14 protein-coding genes and 1 tRNA gene are annotated in these 16,485 nt (G+C 61.2%); 6 read left to right on the top strand and 9 right to left on the bottom strand.

Annotation, left to right across the window (positions count from 1 at the left end):
* Positions 1–101: 101 nt before the first annotated feature.
* Positions 102–629, top strand: a complete 528-nt coding sequence (locus V4529_01510) for an Hsp20/alpha crystallin family protein (protein MES2356996.1) — start codon at positions 102–104, stop codon at positions 627–629.
* 95 nt (positions 630–724) lie between these two features.
* On the opposite strand, the gene rocD is transcribed toward V4529_01510, so the two are convergent.
* Both rocD and V4529_01500 read right to left on the bottom strand, forming a co-directional pair.
* Positions 725–1,954: an ornithine--oxo-acid transaminase gene (rocD, locus tag V4529_01505; GenBank protein ID MES2356995.1), complete on the bottom strand. Its 1,230-nt coding sequence runs from the start codon at positions 1,952–1,954 to the stop codon at positions 725–727.
* A 202-nt stretch (positions 1,955–2,156) separates the two neighbouring features.
* Entirely contained in the window at positions 2,157–3,266 is a 1,110-nt protein-coding gene (locus V4529_01500; GenBank protein MES2356994.1) for an alkaline phosphatase family protein, read from the bottom strand.
* A 177-nt stretch (positions 3,267–3,443) separates the two neighbouring features.
* Here V4529_01500 and V4529_01495 point away from each other — a divergent pair, with 177 nt between their 5' ends.
* The 4 genes from V4529_01495 (at position 3,444) to V4529_01480 (ending at position 9,909) form a co-directional block, all read left to right on the top strand.
* On the top strand, positions 3,444–4,145 hold the full coding sequence (locus tag V4529_01495; GenBank protein ID MES2356993.1) for an energy transducer TonB: 702 nt from the start codon (positions 3,444–3,446) through the stop codon (positions 4,143–4,145).
* 126 nt (positions 4,146–4,271) lie between these two features.
* Positions 4,272–4,643, top strand: coding sequence for a BlaI/MecI/CopY family transcriptional regulator (locus V4529_01490; protein MES2356992.1), 372 nt, complete (start codon positions 4,272–4,274; stop codon positions 4,641–4,643).
* Positions 4,640–6,217 (top strand): M56 family metallopeptidase, encoded by a 1,578-nt coding sequence (locus V4529_01485; protein ID MES2356991.1) that lies wholly within the window; start codon positions 4,640–4,642, stop codon positions 6,215–6,217. Before V4529_01490 ends, V4529_01485 begins: the two co-directional genes overlap by 4 nt.
* On the top strand, positions 6,214–9,909 hold the full coding sequence (locus tag V4529_01480) for a carboxypeptidase-like regulatory domain-containing protein (protein ID MES2356990.1): 3,696 nt from the start codon (positions 6,214–6,216) through the stop codon (positions 9,907–9,909). Before V4529_01485 ends, V4529_01480 begins: the two co-directional genes overlap by 4 nt.
* Before the next feature lie 47 nt (positions 9,910–9,956).
* Here the strand turns inward: V4529_01480 and V4529_01475 are convergent, their stop codons facing one another.
* Together V4529_01475 and V4529_01470 are read right to left on the bottom strand one after the other, a co-directional pair.
* Complete coding sequence (locus V4529_01475; GenBank protein ID MES2356989.1) at positions 9,957–10,430, bottom strand: redoxin domain-containing protein; 474 nt, start codon at positions 10,428–10,430, stop codon at positions 9,957–9,959.
* A gap of 176 nt (positions 10,431–10,606) precedes the next feature.
* Complete coding sequence (locus V4529_01470) at positions 10,607–11,017, bottom strand: hypothetical protein (GenBank protein ID MES2356988.1); 411 nt, start codon at positions 11,015–11,017, stop codon at positions 10,607–10,609.
* A gap of 136 nt (positions 11,018–11,153) precedes the next feature.
* Between V4529_01470 and V4529_01465 the strand changes: the two genes are divergently transcribed.
* Complete coding sequence (locus V4529_01465) at positions 11,154–12,167, top strand: CHAD domain-containing protein (protein MES2356987.1); 1,014 nt, start codon at positions 11,154–11,156, stop codon at positions 12,165–12,167.
* A gap of 5 nt (positions 12,168–12,172) precedes the next feature.
* Here V4529_01465 and V4529_01460 read toward each other — a convergent pair.
* From V4529_01460 to nrfD, 5 genes are all read right to left on the bottom strand, one after another.
* A tRNA-Ala gene (locus V4529_01460) sits at positions 12,173–12,243 on the bottom strand.
* A 163-nt stretch (positions 12,244–12,406) separates the two neighbouring features.
* Entirely contained in the window at positions 12,407–13,738 is a 1,332-nt protein-coding gene (locus tag V4529_01455) for a hypothetical protein (GenBank protein ID MES2356986.1), read from the bottom strand.
* Entirely contained in the window at positions 13,735–14,535 is an 801-nt protein-coding gene (locus V4529_01450) for a cytochrome c (GenBank protein ID MES2356985.1), read from the bottom strand. Before V4529_01450 ends, V4529_01455 begins: the two co-directional genes overlap by 4 nt.
* Positions 14,525–15,025 (bottom strand): DUF3341 domain-containing protein, encoded by a 501-nt coding sequence (locus tag V4529_01445; GenBank protein MES2356984.1) that lies wholly within the window; start codon positions 15,023–15,025, stop codon positions 14,525–14,527. Before V4529_01445 ends, V4529_01450 begins: the two co-directional genes overlap by 11 nt.
* Positions 15,025–16,485, bottom strand: coding sequence for an NrfD/PsrC family molybdoenzyme membrane anchor subunit (gene nrfD, locus V4529_01440; protein ID MES2356983.1), 1,461 nt, complete (start codon positions 16,483–16,485; stop codon positions 15,025–15,027). The genes V4529_01445 and nrfD overlap by 1 nt, the downstream gene beginning before the upstream one ends.

Genomic DNA, 16,485 nt, shown 5'->3' with positions numbered 1-16,485 from the left:
GCCAGATTGGCCGGCATCACTGGCCCGCCCATTGCCGGATTGGCCCGGTGGGCGCAGGGCCCGAAAAAAACAGACAAAACTCTCAGATGGAGGTCAGCACCATGCTGTTCGAAACTTCACTGACACCTCTTCCTGTGTTCGGTCTGCGCAGGGAGGTGAATCGCTTATTTGACGATGCACTGAGCCGCACAACGCCGACAGCTTCTCTGGCGCCGCCCGTCGATGTACGGGAGGACGACCGTGAGATCGCGCTGTCCGTCGAGCTTCCGGGCGTCAAGCCGGAAGATGTAGAGGTCACTTCCGATAACGGAATGCTGACAGTTCGCGGACACAAGTCCGCGGAGCGCAAGGAAGGCGACGGTACGGAGTATCACCTGGTGGAGCGGACCTACGGCTCGTTCACGCGGTCGTTCCGGCTGCCCAAGGGAGTGGACGATTCCAAGATCACCGCGAATTTCACCAACGGTGTGTTGAACGTTCGCGTCCCCAAGACCGCACTTCCGCAGCCCAAGAAGATTACCATCAGCAACGGCGAAAGCAGTGCGACCGGTAACGCCAGCGCGAGAGTCGAGGGCAAGGGTTCGCAGAAGGCGAATCAGCAGCAGGCGGTTCCAGTCGAGCACAAGTAGGCGGAAACACCCAGGCCGAAAAGCGAACAGCCCCGATCCGTTGGTCGGGGCTGCTTGATCGAGCGTGGTGGCCAGGCAACAACCTGGCAGCGAGTCTACCGCGTCGAGAATACAGTCCGTAACTGAGCGAGAGCCCACTCGAGATCCTCGCGCGATGTAACCAGCGGCGGGGACAATCTGATGACGTGGTCGTGCGTTTCCTTGCACAGCATTCCGAGTCCCATCAGCGCCTCGCAGTAGGACCGCGCTGGCACGTGCAGCTCGATGCCCACCATCAGACCTCGGCCGCGCACGGACTTGATGTCAGGATGCCTGATCGACGCCACCTCACCCATGAACCATGCGCCCAGGTCCGCCGAGCGCTGGACCAGGTTCTCATCTTCGAGAACCTGCAGCGCGGTGCGCGCGACTGCACAGCCGAGCGGGTTGCCGCCGAAGGTGCTGCCGTGCGTGCCTGCGCGGAGAACGCCCAGCACTTCCCGGCTCGAAACAACCGCGGAAACCGGATAGAAGCCACCTGCCAGCGCCTTGCCGAGTATGTACACGTCGGGCTTCACCTCTTCGTGATCGCACGCGAACATGCGACCGGTGCGGCCCAGTCCCGTCTGGATCTCGTCGGCCATGAAGAGGACATTGTTCGCTCGACAGAGATCGGAGGCTGCGCGAAGATATCCGTCCGGGGGAATCAGGATTCCAGCCTCGCACTGGATCGGCTCCATGAGCACCGCGCACGTGTTCGGCGTGATCGCCGCCTCGAGGGCGTCGATGTCGCCGTAGGGGATCAACCTGAAACCCGGGGCGAAGGGCCCGAAGCCGGCACGATAGGATGGCTCTGACGAGAAGCCGACTATTGTAGTGGTCCGACCGTGAAAGTTGTTCTCGAACACGATGATTTCCGCTCGATCGGCGGGAATTCCCTTCACTTCGTATCCCCAGCGCCGCGCCGCCTTGATCGCGCTCTCGACGGCCTCGGCGCCGGTGTTCATCGGCAGCACCATTTCCATCCCGCACATCCGCGCAACTTCTTCGCAGAAGAGCGGCAACTGCTCGTTGCGGAATGCGCGCGAGGTGAGCGTGACTCGGTGTGCCTGTTCCACCAGCGTCGCGAGGATGCGCGGATGACAGTGGCCCTGGTTGACGGCGGAATACGCACTCAGACAGTCGAGGTAGCGCTTGCCATCCACATCGTAGACCCACGCGCCGGCAGCGCGCTCGATGACGATATCCAGCGGATGGTAGTTGTGCGCGCCCCACTCATCCTCGATGGCGATGTAATCGGCAGATGTAGCGTGACCGGATTCGGTGCTGTTGGCGACGGCTGTCATGCGAAGTGCGGCTGAGGTTGGTCCTTCACCTGAAATGTCGCACTGTCGCCGTCGTTATTTAACCCCCGGTGCGATGGTGGTTTTACATGCTTCATCCGCGCATAAGTATGCATGTTGTCGTTACGGCGACATTCGCTCGCACGGCTCGCTGACGCGGCGGTGTAACTGCGAGTGTATCAGCGCGACATTTTCGATGCGATTTTCAACGCACCGGAAGCGGTGGCGCTGCTGCCGGAACGGCGGCGGAGTAATTCTCGCCGAGCAGGCTTGCGATGGTCGCGGCGATCTGGGACTGGGTTACGCGGCTGACGTGCATGCCTTCGCCGCGGGCCGGAGTGTCCGGACCGATCACCGCGATCCAGATTGCTTCCGCACCGACGACGTCTGCGCCGTGATCGGTCCACGCATTGAGCCCGCTTCCGCGACCATGGTCCGCTGTGATGATGAACGTCGTCGAGTCGCGATACTGCGGCATCCGTTGCATGGTGTTCCACAGATCGCCGACGAACTGATCGAACTGATGCGCGGACTTGAGTACCATGTCGTAGCGGCCCATGTGAGCCCACTCGTCGGTCTCGCCATAACCGACGAACATGACACGCGGATGCGAGCGCGCGACGTACTCGCGCACTTCCGCCTGCATGAACGAATCGTACGCCAGATCACTCCAGAGGCGGGTAGTGGTGCCGTAAAGGTTGACGAGCAACGAGTCGCGCGCCGTGGGTGGTGTTGCGGTCGGCGGCGCGTCGAATGCTGCCCAGATCGGAAGATGACTGCGGCCGCGATTGAAGATGTCTGCGAACTCGTTCCACGTTCCAAAGACCGCTACGCGTCCGGCGAGGCCAGGTCGCGTGTCGAGCCATTCGAATACGGTGAGGTTGGGATTCGGTCCGGCATTGTTGCTGTCGATGCGCGGATCGGGATGCCCGCTGATCATCTCGTTGTAGCCCGGATAGGAGAACTTGAACCCGTTGGTGACATCCGCATCGCTCTGCATCGTGCGATTTCCGAAGATCTCACCCTGTTTCGCGACGACGTTCCATATGAATGGAAAGAGCACGGCGCGTGCGGAGCTCGCATCGTCGCGCGAGAACTCGCGGCGGAGCGCGGCCGTATCCTCGACGTGGCCGAACTTGCGATTCATCAGCTGGCTGTCCGCGCCCTCGAAGATCTCCTGCCAGCGGAGGCCGTCGGATACGATGAGGACGACGTTGCGGGTGTGGTGGGGAGTTTGAGCGAGTGCGCCTGGCGAGGTCGCAAACGTCAGCAACGTCGCGAACGAAATTGCAGCGCGGACGGGTTGGTATCTCATGGCACTATAAAGTAGCGCGCGTCTGGCGTGGTTGGATCGGGCGGGAGGGGCCCCGCCGAGTGTTTCATCATCAACGCGTAATGATTTGTTGTTCGCGTCGTAATGTGGCCGATACGGTTGGATAATCCGACGAACGTAGCTTCGCGATAGGCACTCAACTCGCGAGGTGGTCCCGTGGTGACGCATCTACTGGAATCCGGAACACGCAAGCACAGGTCGGTCGGCGGCGCGATCCCAAGCATCGCACTTCATAGCGTGCTCATTCTCGCCGCGATCAACGCGACGGCCCATGCCGCGCTGCGAGCTCCCGATAGGCCACATGTTGTTCCGGTTCCGCTTGCGGTGCCCAAGGCACCGATACGACCGATGGACCACGCTGTGGCACGCAGCGCGCCATCCGCGGCTCGCAATCGGTTCGAGTTTCCGGCAATGACCGGCATTCCCGTTCTCCCGCGGTTCGCGGGCCCCGCGTTCAGGTTCGATCCCGGCAGTGTGGCCACACCTGTTATCCACGGCAGTGACTTCGGTGGCGGCGTGACTGGACGAAACAGCATCGATGGCTCGGGCTCCACTTCGGCTACGGTTCTGTCGTCGGAACAGGTCGATCGCCAGGCGGCGGCGTTGCCGGGGACGCTTGCGCCGCACTTCCCTGAGGCGCTACGCGCGCAGGGCGTGGAGGGGACAGTAGTTGCCAGGTTCGTCGTGGACAGCGCTGGGCGTGCGGAGCCAGGTTCGTTCGTCGTCGTCGGATCGGCGAATCCACTGTTCTCCTCGGCGGTCGAGACAGCGCTCTTGCGGGCACGATTCCGGGCGGCCGAGTTCAACGGAGTACGTGTCCGACAGCTTGTCGAACAATCGTTCGTATTTACGCTGCGATGAGTTTTTTCTGCTGTTGCCGAGTTCTCCGCCCTTAAGGCCAGCCCGGATACTATACGGTCCTTGACGCCATGACTTGATAATGGTACTATGGCGATAGTACTAGACTCTTAGTAGGAGGATATCCGGATGCAGCGGCTGACCCCACGGGAGATCGAGCTCATGACCGTGCTCTGGGAGCGCGGACCAAGTACGGTCGCTGAGGTGCGGGACGCACTGGGCGACGGATCCGCGTATACGACGATCCTTACACTCTTGCGCGTGCTGGAGGAAAAGGGGCACGTCGCGCGAGAAGTCGAGGGGCGCGCACATCGTTATGCCGCGCTGATCGACCGGGATGACGCAAGCTCGAGCGCGATAGACAGAGTGCTGGGGCAATTCTTCCGCGGGTCTCCGGAAAGACTACTCACGCAGCTCGTATCCGATCGCGGGCTCGACGACGCAACGCTTCGGCGGTTGCGCGCGCTGCTTGACGAGCGGCTGGCGGAGGACTCGAAATGACTCCCACCGTATTCGGATACATGGTCCTGTTCACGCTGTTGCTCGCTGGTGGTGCGGCAGCGATGGAATGGGGGACACGGGGACGCGGCGCTGCGCGGCATTTCTGGACGGCAGCGATCGTGCTTGCGGTGGTGGCGCCGAGCGGGGTGCTCACGGTGCACTCACTCGACGCCCGCACCGCAATCGGAGCGGCTGCAGGTGACGGGCCCCCTGTGTTGGCGAGAATCATCATAAGCTCCGGGCGCTCTGCAGCGCGGCGCGGCTACAGTTACATCGCACGGGACGCTCTCATTCGATTGATAGCACCTTCGCGCCGTGCGCTACGCACCGCGCTGGCGCGCATCGCACGCGACTTCGCCGCAACGGCGCTGGTTGTCTGGATCGTGTTGTCGGTATCGCTGATCGCGTGGCTTGTGGTCGGCGTGTTCCACTGGCGCAGAGCGCAGCGATCGTGGGAAAGGACGGTTGTGGATGGCGTGAGTGTGGACGTGTCTGCGATGACCGGACCCGCGGTGGTCGGCTTTCTATCACATCGGATCGTGTTGCCATCGTGGGCGACAACGATGCTGCCGGAACATCGAAGGCTGGTTCTCGCGCACGAGTCGGAACACATTACGGCGCGTGATCCCGAGCGATTGATGCTCGCGGTAATCGCGTTGGTCCTGATGCCGTGGAACATCGGGTTGTGGTGGTGTGCAGCCAGGCTTCGGCGCGCGATCGAACTCGATTGCGATATGCGGGTGCTGACTCGATATCCGAGTGCGAAGGATTACGGTCACGTACTGCTGGAGGTAGCCGCACGCGGGCGGAACAGCGGTCCGCTCGCCGTTCCGATGGTTGCGCTGCTGAGGCTGCCATCGGAGCTGGAGTTGCGGTTGCGCGCGATGACTGCTGTGCGGCGCATCGGAATGCAGAGCGTGGTCACCGGCGGTGTAGTTGCGCTCATAGCCGTTGCGGCGGCATTCACGACGCCAGTGCCAAGGATTATGTCACGTGCCGCGCCACCATTGCGGATTGCGCCAGCGTGGCCCGTTCGACCCGACACCGGATCAAAGCGGCGGATCGACAGTCTCGCCATACTGCGGCGGCAGAACGACAGCCTGCGCACACGCGAGCGGATGATGGCAACGCAGATGCGCGCACTGCAGCGCGCGACGAACGAGCGCGATTCCGTGGAGGCAATACTCAATGCAGCACGGAAGAACACGCGCACGCTTCGCGCTTTGGAATGGCGCCCCACGGGCACCGCGAGTCACACCATGACGTATTTCAGCTTCCAGGTCGACAAGCCTGCGAGAATGCTGTCCACGACGGTAACGCCGGTATATCCCGATAGTTTACGCCGCGCGGGAATCGGCGGTGAGGTCGATGCGGAGTTCACCGTTGATACCACGGGCCGCGTGGATCGGGCAGCTGGCATCACGATCACCAACGCGACAGATCCGCTCCTGGAGCAGGCGGTCCGCACCGCACTTCCCAAAATGACCTTCGTACCGGCTGAAATCCGCGGTAAGCACATCAGGCAATTGGTACAGCAGCCGTTCACGTTCGCGATCGCCAAAGATCCGCAATGATCGATCATCAACTGCGCGCTCGGCGAGCCTCTTTTTTTGGCAGTGCGATATTCGGACTTCTGATTTCAATTCTCTGGGCTGTCCCCTGCACCGCCCAGACGCATCACGACACAATTCGAGGCACCGTTACGACCGACAGTGGTAAGGTGCTCCCCGCAGCGGACGTCATCATCACGATGGCTCCGGATCGTCTCTCGCGAGCGACGACGACCGACAGCGCCGGCCGCTACTCGATGGAGTTTGCGAATGGCTCTGGCGACTATCTGGTACACATCTCCGCCGTCGGGTACAGTACGTATCGCAAGCGCGTAACACGCGTTGGTTCGGACTCGATGTTCACTGTGGACGCCGCGCTCACGCGGACCGGAGTTCAACAGCTTGCGGCGGTGAAAATCAAGGCACAGGAGAAACAGATCCCCTCGCGCGAGCCATTATTCGGAGTCGAGACCGGCGCGTCGGAGCAGATCGCAGGCGGCGTGAACGGTGCAGTGTCACCAGACGAGGCTGGCGATCTTGCAGCGATCGGTGCCACGATTCCGGGAATTGCGTCCACACCGGGCGGCCTCTCGGTTGGGGGCATCGGTGGACAGAACTCGACGACGATCAACGGAATGGCGTTCGCCGGCGCCGATGTACCGCGCGATGCGCGAACCACTGTGCGCGTATCCAGCTCTACCTACGATCCGTCGCGCGGCTGGTTCGGGGGGCTCAATGAGGACGTCGAGTTGTCCCGCGGCAATCTTTTCGCGAGCCGACGAGCGCACGTCACGCTGGACGCGCCTGCGCTGCAATATACCGATCCCGTGTCGGCACGGATGGGACAGCGTTTCAGCAATGTCATTGCAAGCTTTGGGGGCGACGGCGCACTGGACGAAGATAAGTTTGTGTACAACTACGGCTTGCAGGCAGGGCGTCGCACATCGGACGCTGTATCTCTCTCCAACGCAGCGACGGACCTGCTGCAACACGCCGGCGTATCGCCTGACTCCGCGGATCGACTGTTCAATCTGCTCTCCTCTGCCGGGATTCCGCTGCGTACCGGCGCTGTGCCATCGTCGCACGTCATGCAGAACGCGTCATTCATAGCGCGAGTCGATCACGCGCCCTACAACTGGAGCAGCTTCCAGCCAGCGCGAACAACCTGGGGGCTTTTGGCGTACGGAAAACTGTCAAGTGACAACGCTGCGGCGATCAGCCCCACCGCTATTGCTGCCCACGGCGCCTCGACATCGCAGGGTATCGGAATGCTGCAGGCACTGTTCTCGACATATCTGCATGGGGACTACTTGAACGAGGAGCGCAGTGGATTCACCTTCTCGAGAAACCGGTCGACTCCATATCTCACCCTTCCGAATGGGAGTGTGCTCGTGGCCTCCTCGTTTCCGGATGGTACCGGTGGCCTGACGTCGCTGGCATTCGGTGGAAACAGCGCCCGACTCAGCGACACGCGCCAGTGGACGTGGGAAACAACGAGCATGACCCAATTCTATGCGCACGGACGCGACGCACATCGCGTCAAGCTGGACGCAGATTCTCGCGTCGACGGGATCCGCCAGGAAACGAATTCCAATTCCTTTGGATCTTTTGCCTTCAACTCGCTCGGCGACCTTGCCAGCGATCAACCGTCGAGTTTTACACGCTCACTTAATGCGCCAACGCTCCACGGCTCTGTCTGGAACGGATACGTCGCGCTCGGCGATCTCTGGCGCAAGTCTTCGACCTTTCAGGTGATGTACGGTGCGCGTTTCGAGGCCAATCACTACCTGTCGGCACCGGAGTTCAATCCTGCCGTGGAGTCCACATTCGGGCTGCGTACAGATCATGCGCCAAACACGGTTCACATCAGTCCGCGCATCGGATTTACGTGGATCCGAAAGCCGGAAGGCGATGGAATCAGATTCAACCAGATCGGTCAATTCCGCACTGGACCTGTCAGCTACGTGCGCGGTGGAATCGGCGAATTCCGGAATATTCTTCCGGCGAACCTCCTGACCAACGCCTCGATCGCAACCGGCCTGCCGAGCGGCTTGCAATCGCTCACCTGCGTCGGAGCCGCAACTCCGATCCCGAACTGGGGGCAATACCTCACCGATCCGGCATCCATACCCACACAATGCCTCGGCGGAGCAACGCCCGTGTTCACCGACGCTGCGCCATCGGTGCAGCTGTTCGATCCGGGATATACGGCGCCTCGAAGCTGGCGCGGCAACCTGGCGTATTCGTCGAGCTACAGGCTGCTCACGTACTCGATCGAAGGTCTGTACTCGCTCAATCTGAATCAACCCGGACGCACCGACGTCAACTTCGCCAACGTACCGAGATTCACACTTGCCGATGAAGGACGGCCTGTATTCGTGGATCCCAACAGCATCGTCCCGACGTCAGGAGCGCTATCGTCCGTGCAGGCGCGTGTATCGCCGCTGTTTGGTCACGTCATCGATAACGTATCCACGCTGACGTCACGGAGCAAACAGGTCACAGTGTCATTGTCACCTGAGCTGGATGGAATCTCCAACTGGTTTCTAGGCGTCAATTACACTCTCGCCGATACACGCGCGCGGGAGAGTGGCTTCGATGGCGCGACATTCGGGAGTCCCGTCACGCGCGAGTGGGCGCGCGGCGATCTGGATGTGCGCCACCAGATCCTGCTACAGGGCGGCTACACCTTCAGGAGGGTGGCGCTCACATTCTTTGGCCGCCTGCAATCCGGCCTTCCCTTCACCCCGATGGTCGGCGGCGACGTGAACGGTGATGGGCTCGCCAACGATCGCGCGTTCATCTTCAACCCCGCGACGAGCGCGGATGCTTCGCTGGCGAGTGCAACGCGCACGCTGCTCTCCAATTCGTCGCGAAGTGTTCGCGACTGTCTGACGACACAGATGGATCACGCCGCGGGCAGGAACAGCTGCGCGGGACCATGGACCACTTCGCTCAACGCACAGCTGTCGTATAGTGGCAAGATGCCGATCACGAAGCAGTACGGCAGTATCTCACTCGCACTGTCCAATCCGCTCGGCGGCCTCGATCAGCTGCTGCATGGCGCGAACCACCTGCGCGGATGGGGGACTCCCGCATTTCCGGATCCCGTTCTCTACAGACCCACAGCGTTCGATCCCGGCAACGATCGATTCAGCTATACTGTCAATCCGCGATTCGGAAATACGCGGCCGAGCAACACACTGCTGCGTGTACCATTCCGTGTGTCCATCGACGTTTCGCTCGGTCTGGGCCGTCCGCTGCCGCAGCAGATGCTCAACCGCTGGCTCAAACCGGGACGCAACGGCCGGAAGGGGCCCCGGCTTTCCGTAACGGAACTGAAGCGGCGCTACGCGCGCAACGTGCCGGATCCATACTCGTCGATCCTCGAAGAGTCGGACTCGCTACTGCTTAGCCGCGACCAGGCCGAATCGCTTCAGAAAGCCGATACGGCCTACAGACAGCGCATCGACAGCGTGTGGACAGCGCTCAGCGAATATCTTGCTGGCCTGGGGGATGACTACGACCCCGCCGAAGCGTTGAAGAAACAGGAAACCGCTGTCGACGAAGGCTGGGAAATATCGCGCCTCGATGTTCAGCGTACGTTGCCAAAGATTCTCAGTCCGATCCAGCTCAAACTTTTGCCATGGCTACCGGCAACGCTGTTCAAGGCGAAGGAAAAAGTTGGGATCAGGATGTTCATGATGGGAAGCTGATCCGCGCGAACAGGGAGGGCGCTTTGGACGAGTATCGTCGTCAGGATCTAAAGCTTCGCAATCTCCGCCAGTATCTCCGCGTTGCTCCGCTTTCCGCTCGGCGTTTCCTCGACGTGCTCCCACCGCACCACGCCGCCCTTGTCGATGAGAAAGTAGGCCCGATTCGTAAAGAACGCGTCCTGCCACATCACGCCGTACGCCTGCCCTGCGTCACGCTTGAAGTCCGACAGCAGATCCGTCTTCATGTTGTGCTTGGCCTTGAACTCCTTCAACGTCGGTACGGCATCGACCGAAATCGGCAGCACAACAACTCCTGCGCGCACGAACTCGTCGTAGTCGTCCGAGAACTCGCACAACTCGGTCGTACAGGTACTCGTGAATGCCAGGGGAAAGAAGGCGATCAGCACGGCGTTCTTTCCACGAAACGATGACAGGCTTACCTGTTGCCCGGATGTCGAGCCAAGTGTGAAGTCGGGGGCTGCGGATCCAACGGCTGGTACTGGCTGATTCTGAATTTGCATGGGTCTGGAGATCACATGATGTAACGGATGTACACCACCAGCACGATGCAGAAGATGATGGAGTACAGGATCACGATATTGTCGCTCTTTCGCTTCGGTCCCTTTCCGGACGCTTGCCGCCGACTCATTTTCTCTCAGTCTCCTCGTTCGGGCCCCACGGGTGCCTCGACGTAGTTTTACGAACGCGGGGTCGATACGAACATTAAATAGCCGAAGGTCAAAGCGAGTAGCCAGTAGATCGCGGCAAACATTTGCAGAACCGGCGCCGCGCCGGCCTCCAGCGCCGGCCTGGCCAGTGTGAACGCCCCGACGAATGCGTGGGCAGCGTTCCCCACCACGTAGGAGCGGCCAAAGATCCCGCCGACGATCGCCCCGCGGACCATCCATCCGGTCATGGCAAGTCCGAACAGCGCGGCTCCGTACAGCTGTAACAATATGGTTATTTCCCTCGCGTGCGGCGTCCCGATCGAGGCGGCGAGCTCGGTTGGAGCGAAGATGAGTACGACGGCAGTGATGCCCAGAATCAGGCTGGTCCCGAGGATTATGCGGCGAGACGCGGAATTGGAAATGCGGGTACGATCGGCCATCGTGCGAGATAAGCCGTACCGGGACCGGGCGCAACCCGCCGCGGAGCGCCCGTAGTCTAAATCGACACGTCGTTTTGCACCTCGCTGTCACCTCCGGGTCAGGAAGACAGTATCATTCGGGTTGGGGAGCGATCGAATGACGCCAAGACTCGACTGGGATGCCAACACCGACGGTGCACAGCGCGCAGCCCGCGTCGTGGCGCTTCGCGCACTCGACGCTGCCGCCGATGCCTACGACAGGATGCGCAGTCGCGATGCGGACTCGATTCATGACTTCCGTGTGGCCCTCAGGCGCCTCAGGTCCTGGATACGTCTGTATCGGCCGTGCCTCGACGACACGGTTCGGGGGCGCACCCGTCGACGACTTAACACGATCGCCGATACAACTAGGGACCTTCGCGATCTCGACGTGCAGATCACGTGGCTGAAGTCCGAGCGGACTGCGCTGGGTGACTCCCGCCTCGAGGCAGCAACGTGGGTCATCGCGGAGCTCAAGCGCGACCGCAAGCCAGCATGGCGAAAATTGCGGAAGTTGCTGCGGCGCGATTTCCTCAAAACGGAGCGAGCACTCCGCAAGGAACTGAGCCGTTACGTAACCGTGCACGACGTTTGCGACAGTGACGTTGTTGCGTCGATGCGAGCAGTGACGGCATCCGTGCTCGGCGATCAGGTTTCCGCTCTTGCAGCGGCATTCGATCGTATTCGATCCGCGGACGACGCGAGGCGCTTGCATCGCGCCCGCATTCTGGCGAAACGTGGGCGCTATGTACTGGAGGCATTATCGGCCCAGATACCCGAGCTTGCACCTGTGGCGGATGAGCTTGCGCGATTCCAGGATGTGGTCGGAGAGTTGAGGGATGCGCAGCTACTCGCGCATCGCGTTGCTCGCGAAGTGACGTCGGTCGCCGCCGAGCGTACGGCGCTCGTGGCGAGCGAGCTGGTGTACCGGCCAAGTGGCGCGATGGACTTCACGCGCGTTACCGCTGACTCGCCGTTCGACGCGTCACTGTCGTTGCTGTTTGCCCGTCTGCACGACAGGATCTCAGCCGCCGAGCGAGGAGTGACTGCGTCGCTGACTCCCGACGCGCGCGGCCGTTTGGTCGCCTCGCTGGAGAAGAGCGCAAAGCGCTTCGGAAGCGATACCGGGTGAAGTAGTGGAGGCTAAGGGAATCGAACCCTTATTCTCGCCTTGCAAAGGCGATGTCCTACCGTTGAACGAAGCCCCCTTTAGCTCGCGCCGCTGGACACGAACGACATAATTTAATCGATGACGGCGCTCCGAGGCGCCGATGCATCCGCACCTCTGGGCCGTCCATCACGCGCGATACGCCGGTCCCGACGCGGGCAGGCGTATCCGCAGGGGCAGACGCGGGGTCTGCCCCTATGAGATCATTCGTGCGCGGGGAGCGCGTCCATCGTCTTGGGATTCACCGGCACCTGCACCTCGTCGCGGAACGGCGACGTCATCAGCACCACGCGCATGCGCGGGAATGCGTCCATGAACGCGATGTAGCACAGGCCCCAGATTCCGAGGAATCCGGCGGTGATTGCGATTTCCCAGATACCAAACGGCAGCGTACCGTCCACTCTTACACCATAGATGGACGGATAGATCTCGTCGTACCGATGCAGATAGAGTCCGACGACGAGACACGCCGCGAAGAACGCCATGGTCGGGAGATATACCTTCGCTGCGCGTGACAACAGGCCGAAGAACGGCAGCACGAACATGAGTGCCACGACGGTCATCGTGATCCAGCTCCACGGTGCGATGAGCCGCAGGCGAGCCCAGTGAGTTTCCTCACCAAGGTTGCCGTACCAGATAACCAGATACTGGCCGAACGTCAGATAGCCCCAGAACGCTGTGAACGCGAAGCAGAGCTTGCCGAGGTCGTGGAAGTGAACGTCGGTGATCATGTCCTGGCGACGCAGGTGACTCCGCCACGCCATCGTGATGAGCGTCCATGCTGCGATGGCAGCGACCCACGCGCCCATGAAGAACCAGTAGCCGTACAGCGTGCTCTGGAAGTGTGGATCGAGCGACATCGACAGATCCCACGACATGATGATCCAGAACAGCGCGAATGCGAAGACCATCGCCACCGCCAGCTTGCCCTGACGCGAATGCGTCGAGTGAAGCTCCCTGCGCTCCTCACCAAACCCATTCCGCATACGGTCGCGGATTCCGCGCGCCCACGACGCACCACTCTCCGGAACGACGCCGACGTCGAGCCGCACGGAGGTGTAGATGTACCACACGCTCAGTATCGTCTGGATTCCGAACATCACCAGATCGCGCGTGACGAAGAACGGAACGTTGAGGTACTGGCGCTTCTCCTCGATCATCAGAGGATGCGTTGCCCAGGGGAAGATGTGGTCACGTCCGATGGTCAGCGAGAGACAGAGGATCACGAACGCGACGGGCAGGAAGGCGACGTACCCCTCCATGAACCGAACCACGGGTCGCGACCAGCGTGCAGTGGTGATACGCTGCACGGCGACCACGGTCACACCAGCAGACGATACCGTGCTGAAGAACAGCCAGTTGAAGTGCAGTGCCTGCCACGCACGATCGGCACCGACGAAAGCGCCGAAGATGAACGTCACGGTTCCGATGATTGCGAGAATCGCGCACGCCATCTTGAGCCAGCTCGCGACCGGAGTCTGACTGCCGGCGATTACCTCTTCCCGCGTGAAGATGTGAGGTCCATGATCGCTCATCGCTTCACCTCCTGCGGAATACCTGTCTTGTACACGTTGGAATCAAGCGGTGGTGGACCAACCCGCGGCGATCTCATGTCGAGCGCGGGCGGCGCTTCGCCGGCGTGGTACCACGCCTTGGCGCTTCCCTCATACGGCGGTACGAACGGCGCCGGTCTATCGGGTGCTGTCTTGGTATAACCGGGCACCCAGCGTCCTGTAACGCCAGGCACAGCCAGCGGTCCCGTCGGAACCGTCACGCCGAGCTTGCCCTGAAGCGCGCGAACGTAATTGACGACGTCCCAGCGATCCATCTCCTCGATCCTGTTGTACGACGGCATTGCGCCGCGTCCATTCCGGATCATTCCGAAGATGTAGCCATCGCTCCGGTTCTTGGTGATGTCCATCGTGAGATTGATGCCGATCATTCCGTACTTGGTAGCCGGACCGTCGCCAAGTCCCTTCTCGCCATGACAGACTTCGCAGTTGACGGCGAAGTACTTGTGACCGTTGGCGAGCGACGCAGCGGTAGGCGGTGTCGGATTGACGAGATTCGACATGGAGTCGATAGTGCCGGGGAGCGCAGCGTACGACGTTTCGAAGCCGGCGCGCTCGGTTCCGTAGATCGAGACGGAATTCTGCGGATTGCCGCGCGAAGGAATGGTCTCGTCGCAGACGTCGCGACGAGCGTCGCAGTGAATCGGCTGCCACGGGTGCAACGCTGGCTGGCGGCGGAAGTCGCTGAACCACTCGCACGCAGAAAGACTCAGAGTAAGGGGCGCGATGGCGAGCAGCGCGCGAATGGCTCTAGCGTTCAACGCGCACCTCCACTGCACCAGCATCACGTAGCAACTGCTCTGCCTCCTGCATCTTGTCTGGCGACGGCTCGATCCAGACGCCGAAATCGCCGTAGCTGAACCGCGAATCGTATCCCACAGTGTGCGTGATACGAGGGAATCTCGCTGTCGCGAACAGGCCGGCCACAGTGGCGAGCGCTCCGATGAGCACCATCACCTCGAAGCCGAAAACCGTGTACGGGATCCACGTCGCGATCGCCTTGCCGCCTACCACGATCGGCCAGTAGTCCGAGATCCAGATCGCGATCCAGTAACCGAACGTTACGCCGCACAATCCGCCGATGAGCGTGAAGACGCGCACCGCACTCGGCCCCCTGTCGATCGCGTGCTCGATCTCGTGACGCGGCGTTGGAGAATACACCGTGAATTCTCCAAACTTCTTCTTCTTGAGAATCGCTATCGCGTCGCAGGTGGTGTCCAGCTCGCGAAACAGCCCGATTACGCCGCGCATCAGTCGAACTCCCCTGGTGTGTCAGGCATGAACGGCAACGGATGAGCCGTGGAGTCCACGCCCTGTGCGTGCCGGAACTTCAATCGCGGCTTCACGATCTCCTTGATCTCCGTCAACGCTATGACGGGGAACTGCTTGATGAAGAGCAGGAACCACATCGAGAACCAGCCGAACGACCCGCACAGAATGGCGTAGTCGACCCAGGTCGGGCGATACCCTGCCCACTGCCAGGGCTCGTACTCGTGCGACAGAGATGGCACCACGATCACGAAGCGCTCGAACCACATGCCGATGTTGATGAAGATCGACAGGATGAAGAGCCACGTCGTGTTGCGGCGGCACCACTGCGAGAAGAGCGACAGCGGCAGACAGATGTTGCAGGTGTACAGCAATGCCGACGCCCACCACCACTGACCCCAGAGGCGGTTCGCGAAGAACTGTTTCTCGGCGGGGCTTCCGCTGTACCATGCGACGAACCACTCGCAGGCGTACGATACGCCGACGACGAGCGACGTGAACAGTGCAAGCTTCGCCGCAGCGTCCAGATCGTTGATCGTGACGTAATGCTTGAGATTGAACCACTTGCGCAGCGGAATCACGATGGTGAAGACCATTCCGATGCCCGAGTAGATCGCGCCGGCGACGAAGTACGGCGGGAACACAGTCGTGTGCCATCCCGGCACGTCCGACATGGCAAAGTCGAACGACACCACCGAGTGCACTGAAAGAACGAGCGGTGTGGAGAATGCTGCGAGGAAGAGATACGCGCGAACGAAGTGGCGCCACTCGCGATCGGTGTTACGCCACCCCAGTGCCAGCTGCGCGAACAGCCGCTTGCGCACCGGATTCTTTTCCCGGTCGCGGAGAATCGCGAAGTCGGGGACGAGTCCGATGTAGAGGAATGTCGCGGAAACCGTGAGGTACGTGAGAATCGCGAACACGTCCCACACCAGCGGACTCTTCATCTGCGGCCAGATGTAGCGCCAGTTCGGGTACGGAATGAGCCAGAAGAACTTCCACGGACGTCCGAGGTGCAGGATCGGGAACAGTCCGGCGGTCATGACCGCGAACACCGTCATGGCTTCGGCGCATCGGTAGATCGTCGTTCGGAATCCCGCTCGGAACAGGTAAAGGATCGCCGAGATGAGCGTTCCCGCGTGTCCGATACCGACCCAGAACACGAAGGTGACGATGTACACACCCCACATCACCGGCGGGTTGTATCCGGCGACTCCGAGTCCGGTGTAGATCTGATAAGTCCACGCCAGCGCGCCGATAAGGAGGAAGAGGATCGCCACACCAAGCCCGATGAACCACTGGGCCGTGGGATGCAGCGTCGCTGTTATCTCATCATCGACCTGCTCGTAATCCTTTACGGCGGGAAGTCGTACCTCGGCGCTCGGGATGTTCGGCCGGCGCAGCAGCTCGACGTCCTCTACCGGTTTAGTGGCTGTTGCCAT

It is taken from the genome of Gemmatimonadota bacterium, assembly GCA_040388625.1.
GTDB lineage: Bacteria > Gemmatimonadota > Gemmatimonadetes > Gemmatimonadales > Gemmatimonadaceae > Fen-1247.
Note: the sequence above shows the minus strand (reverse complement) of the source record. Positions and strands in the feature narration are given on the sequence as shown.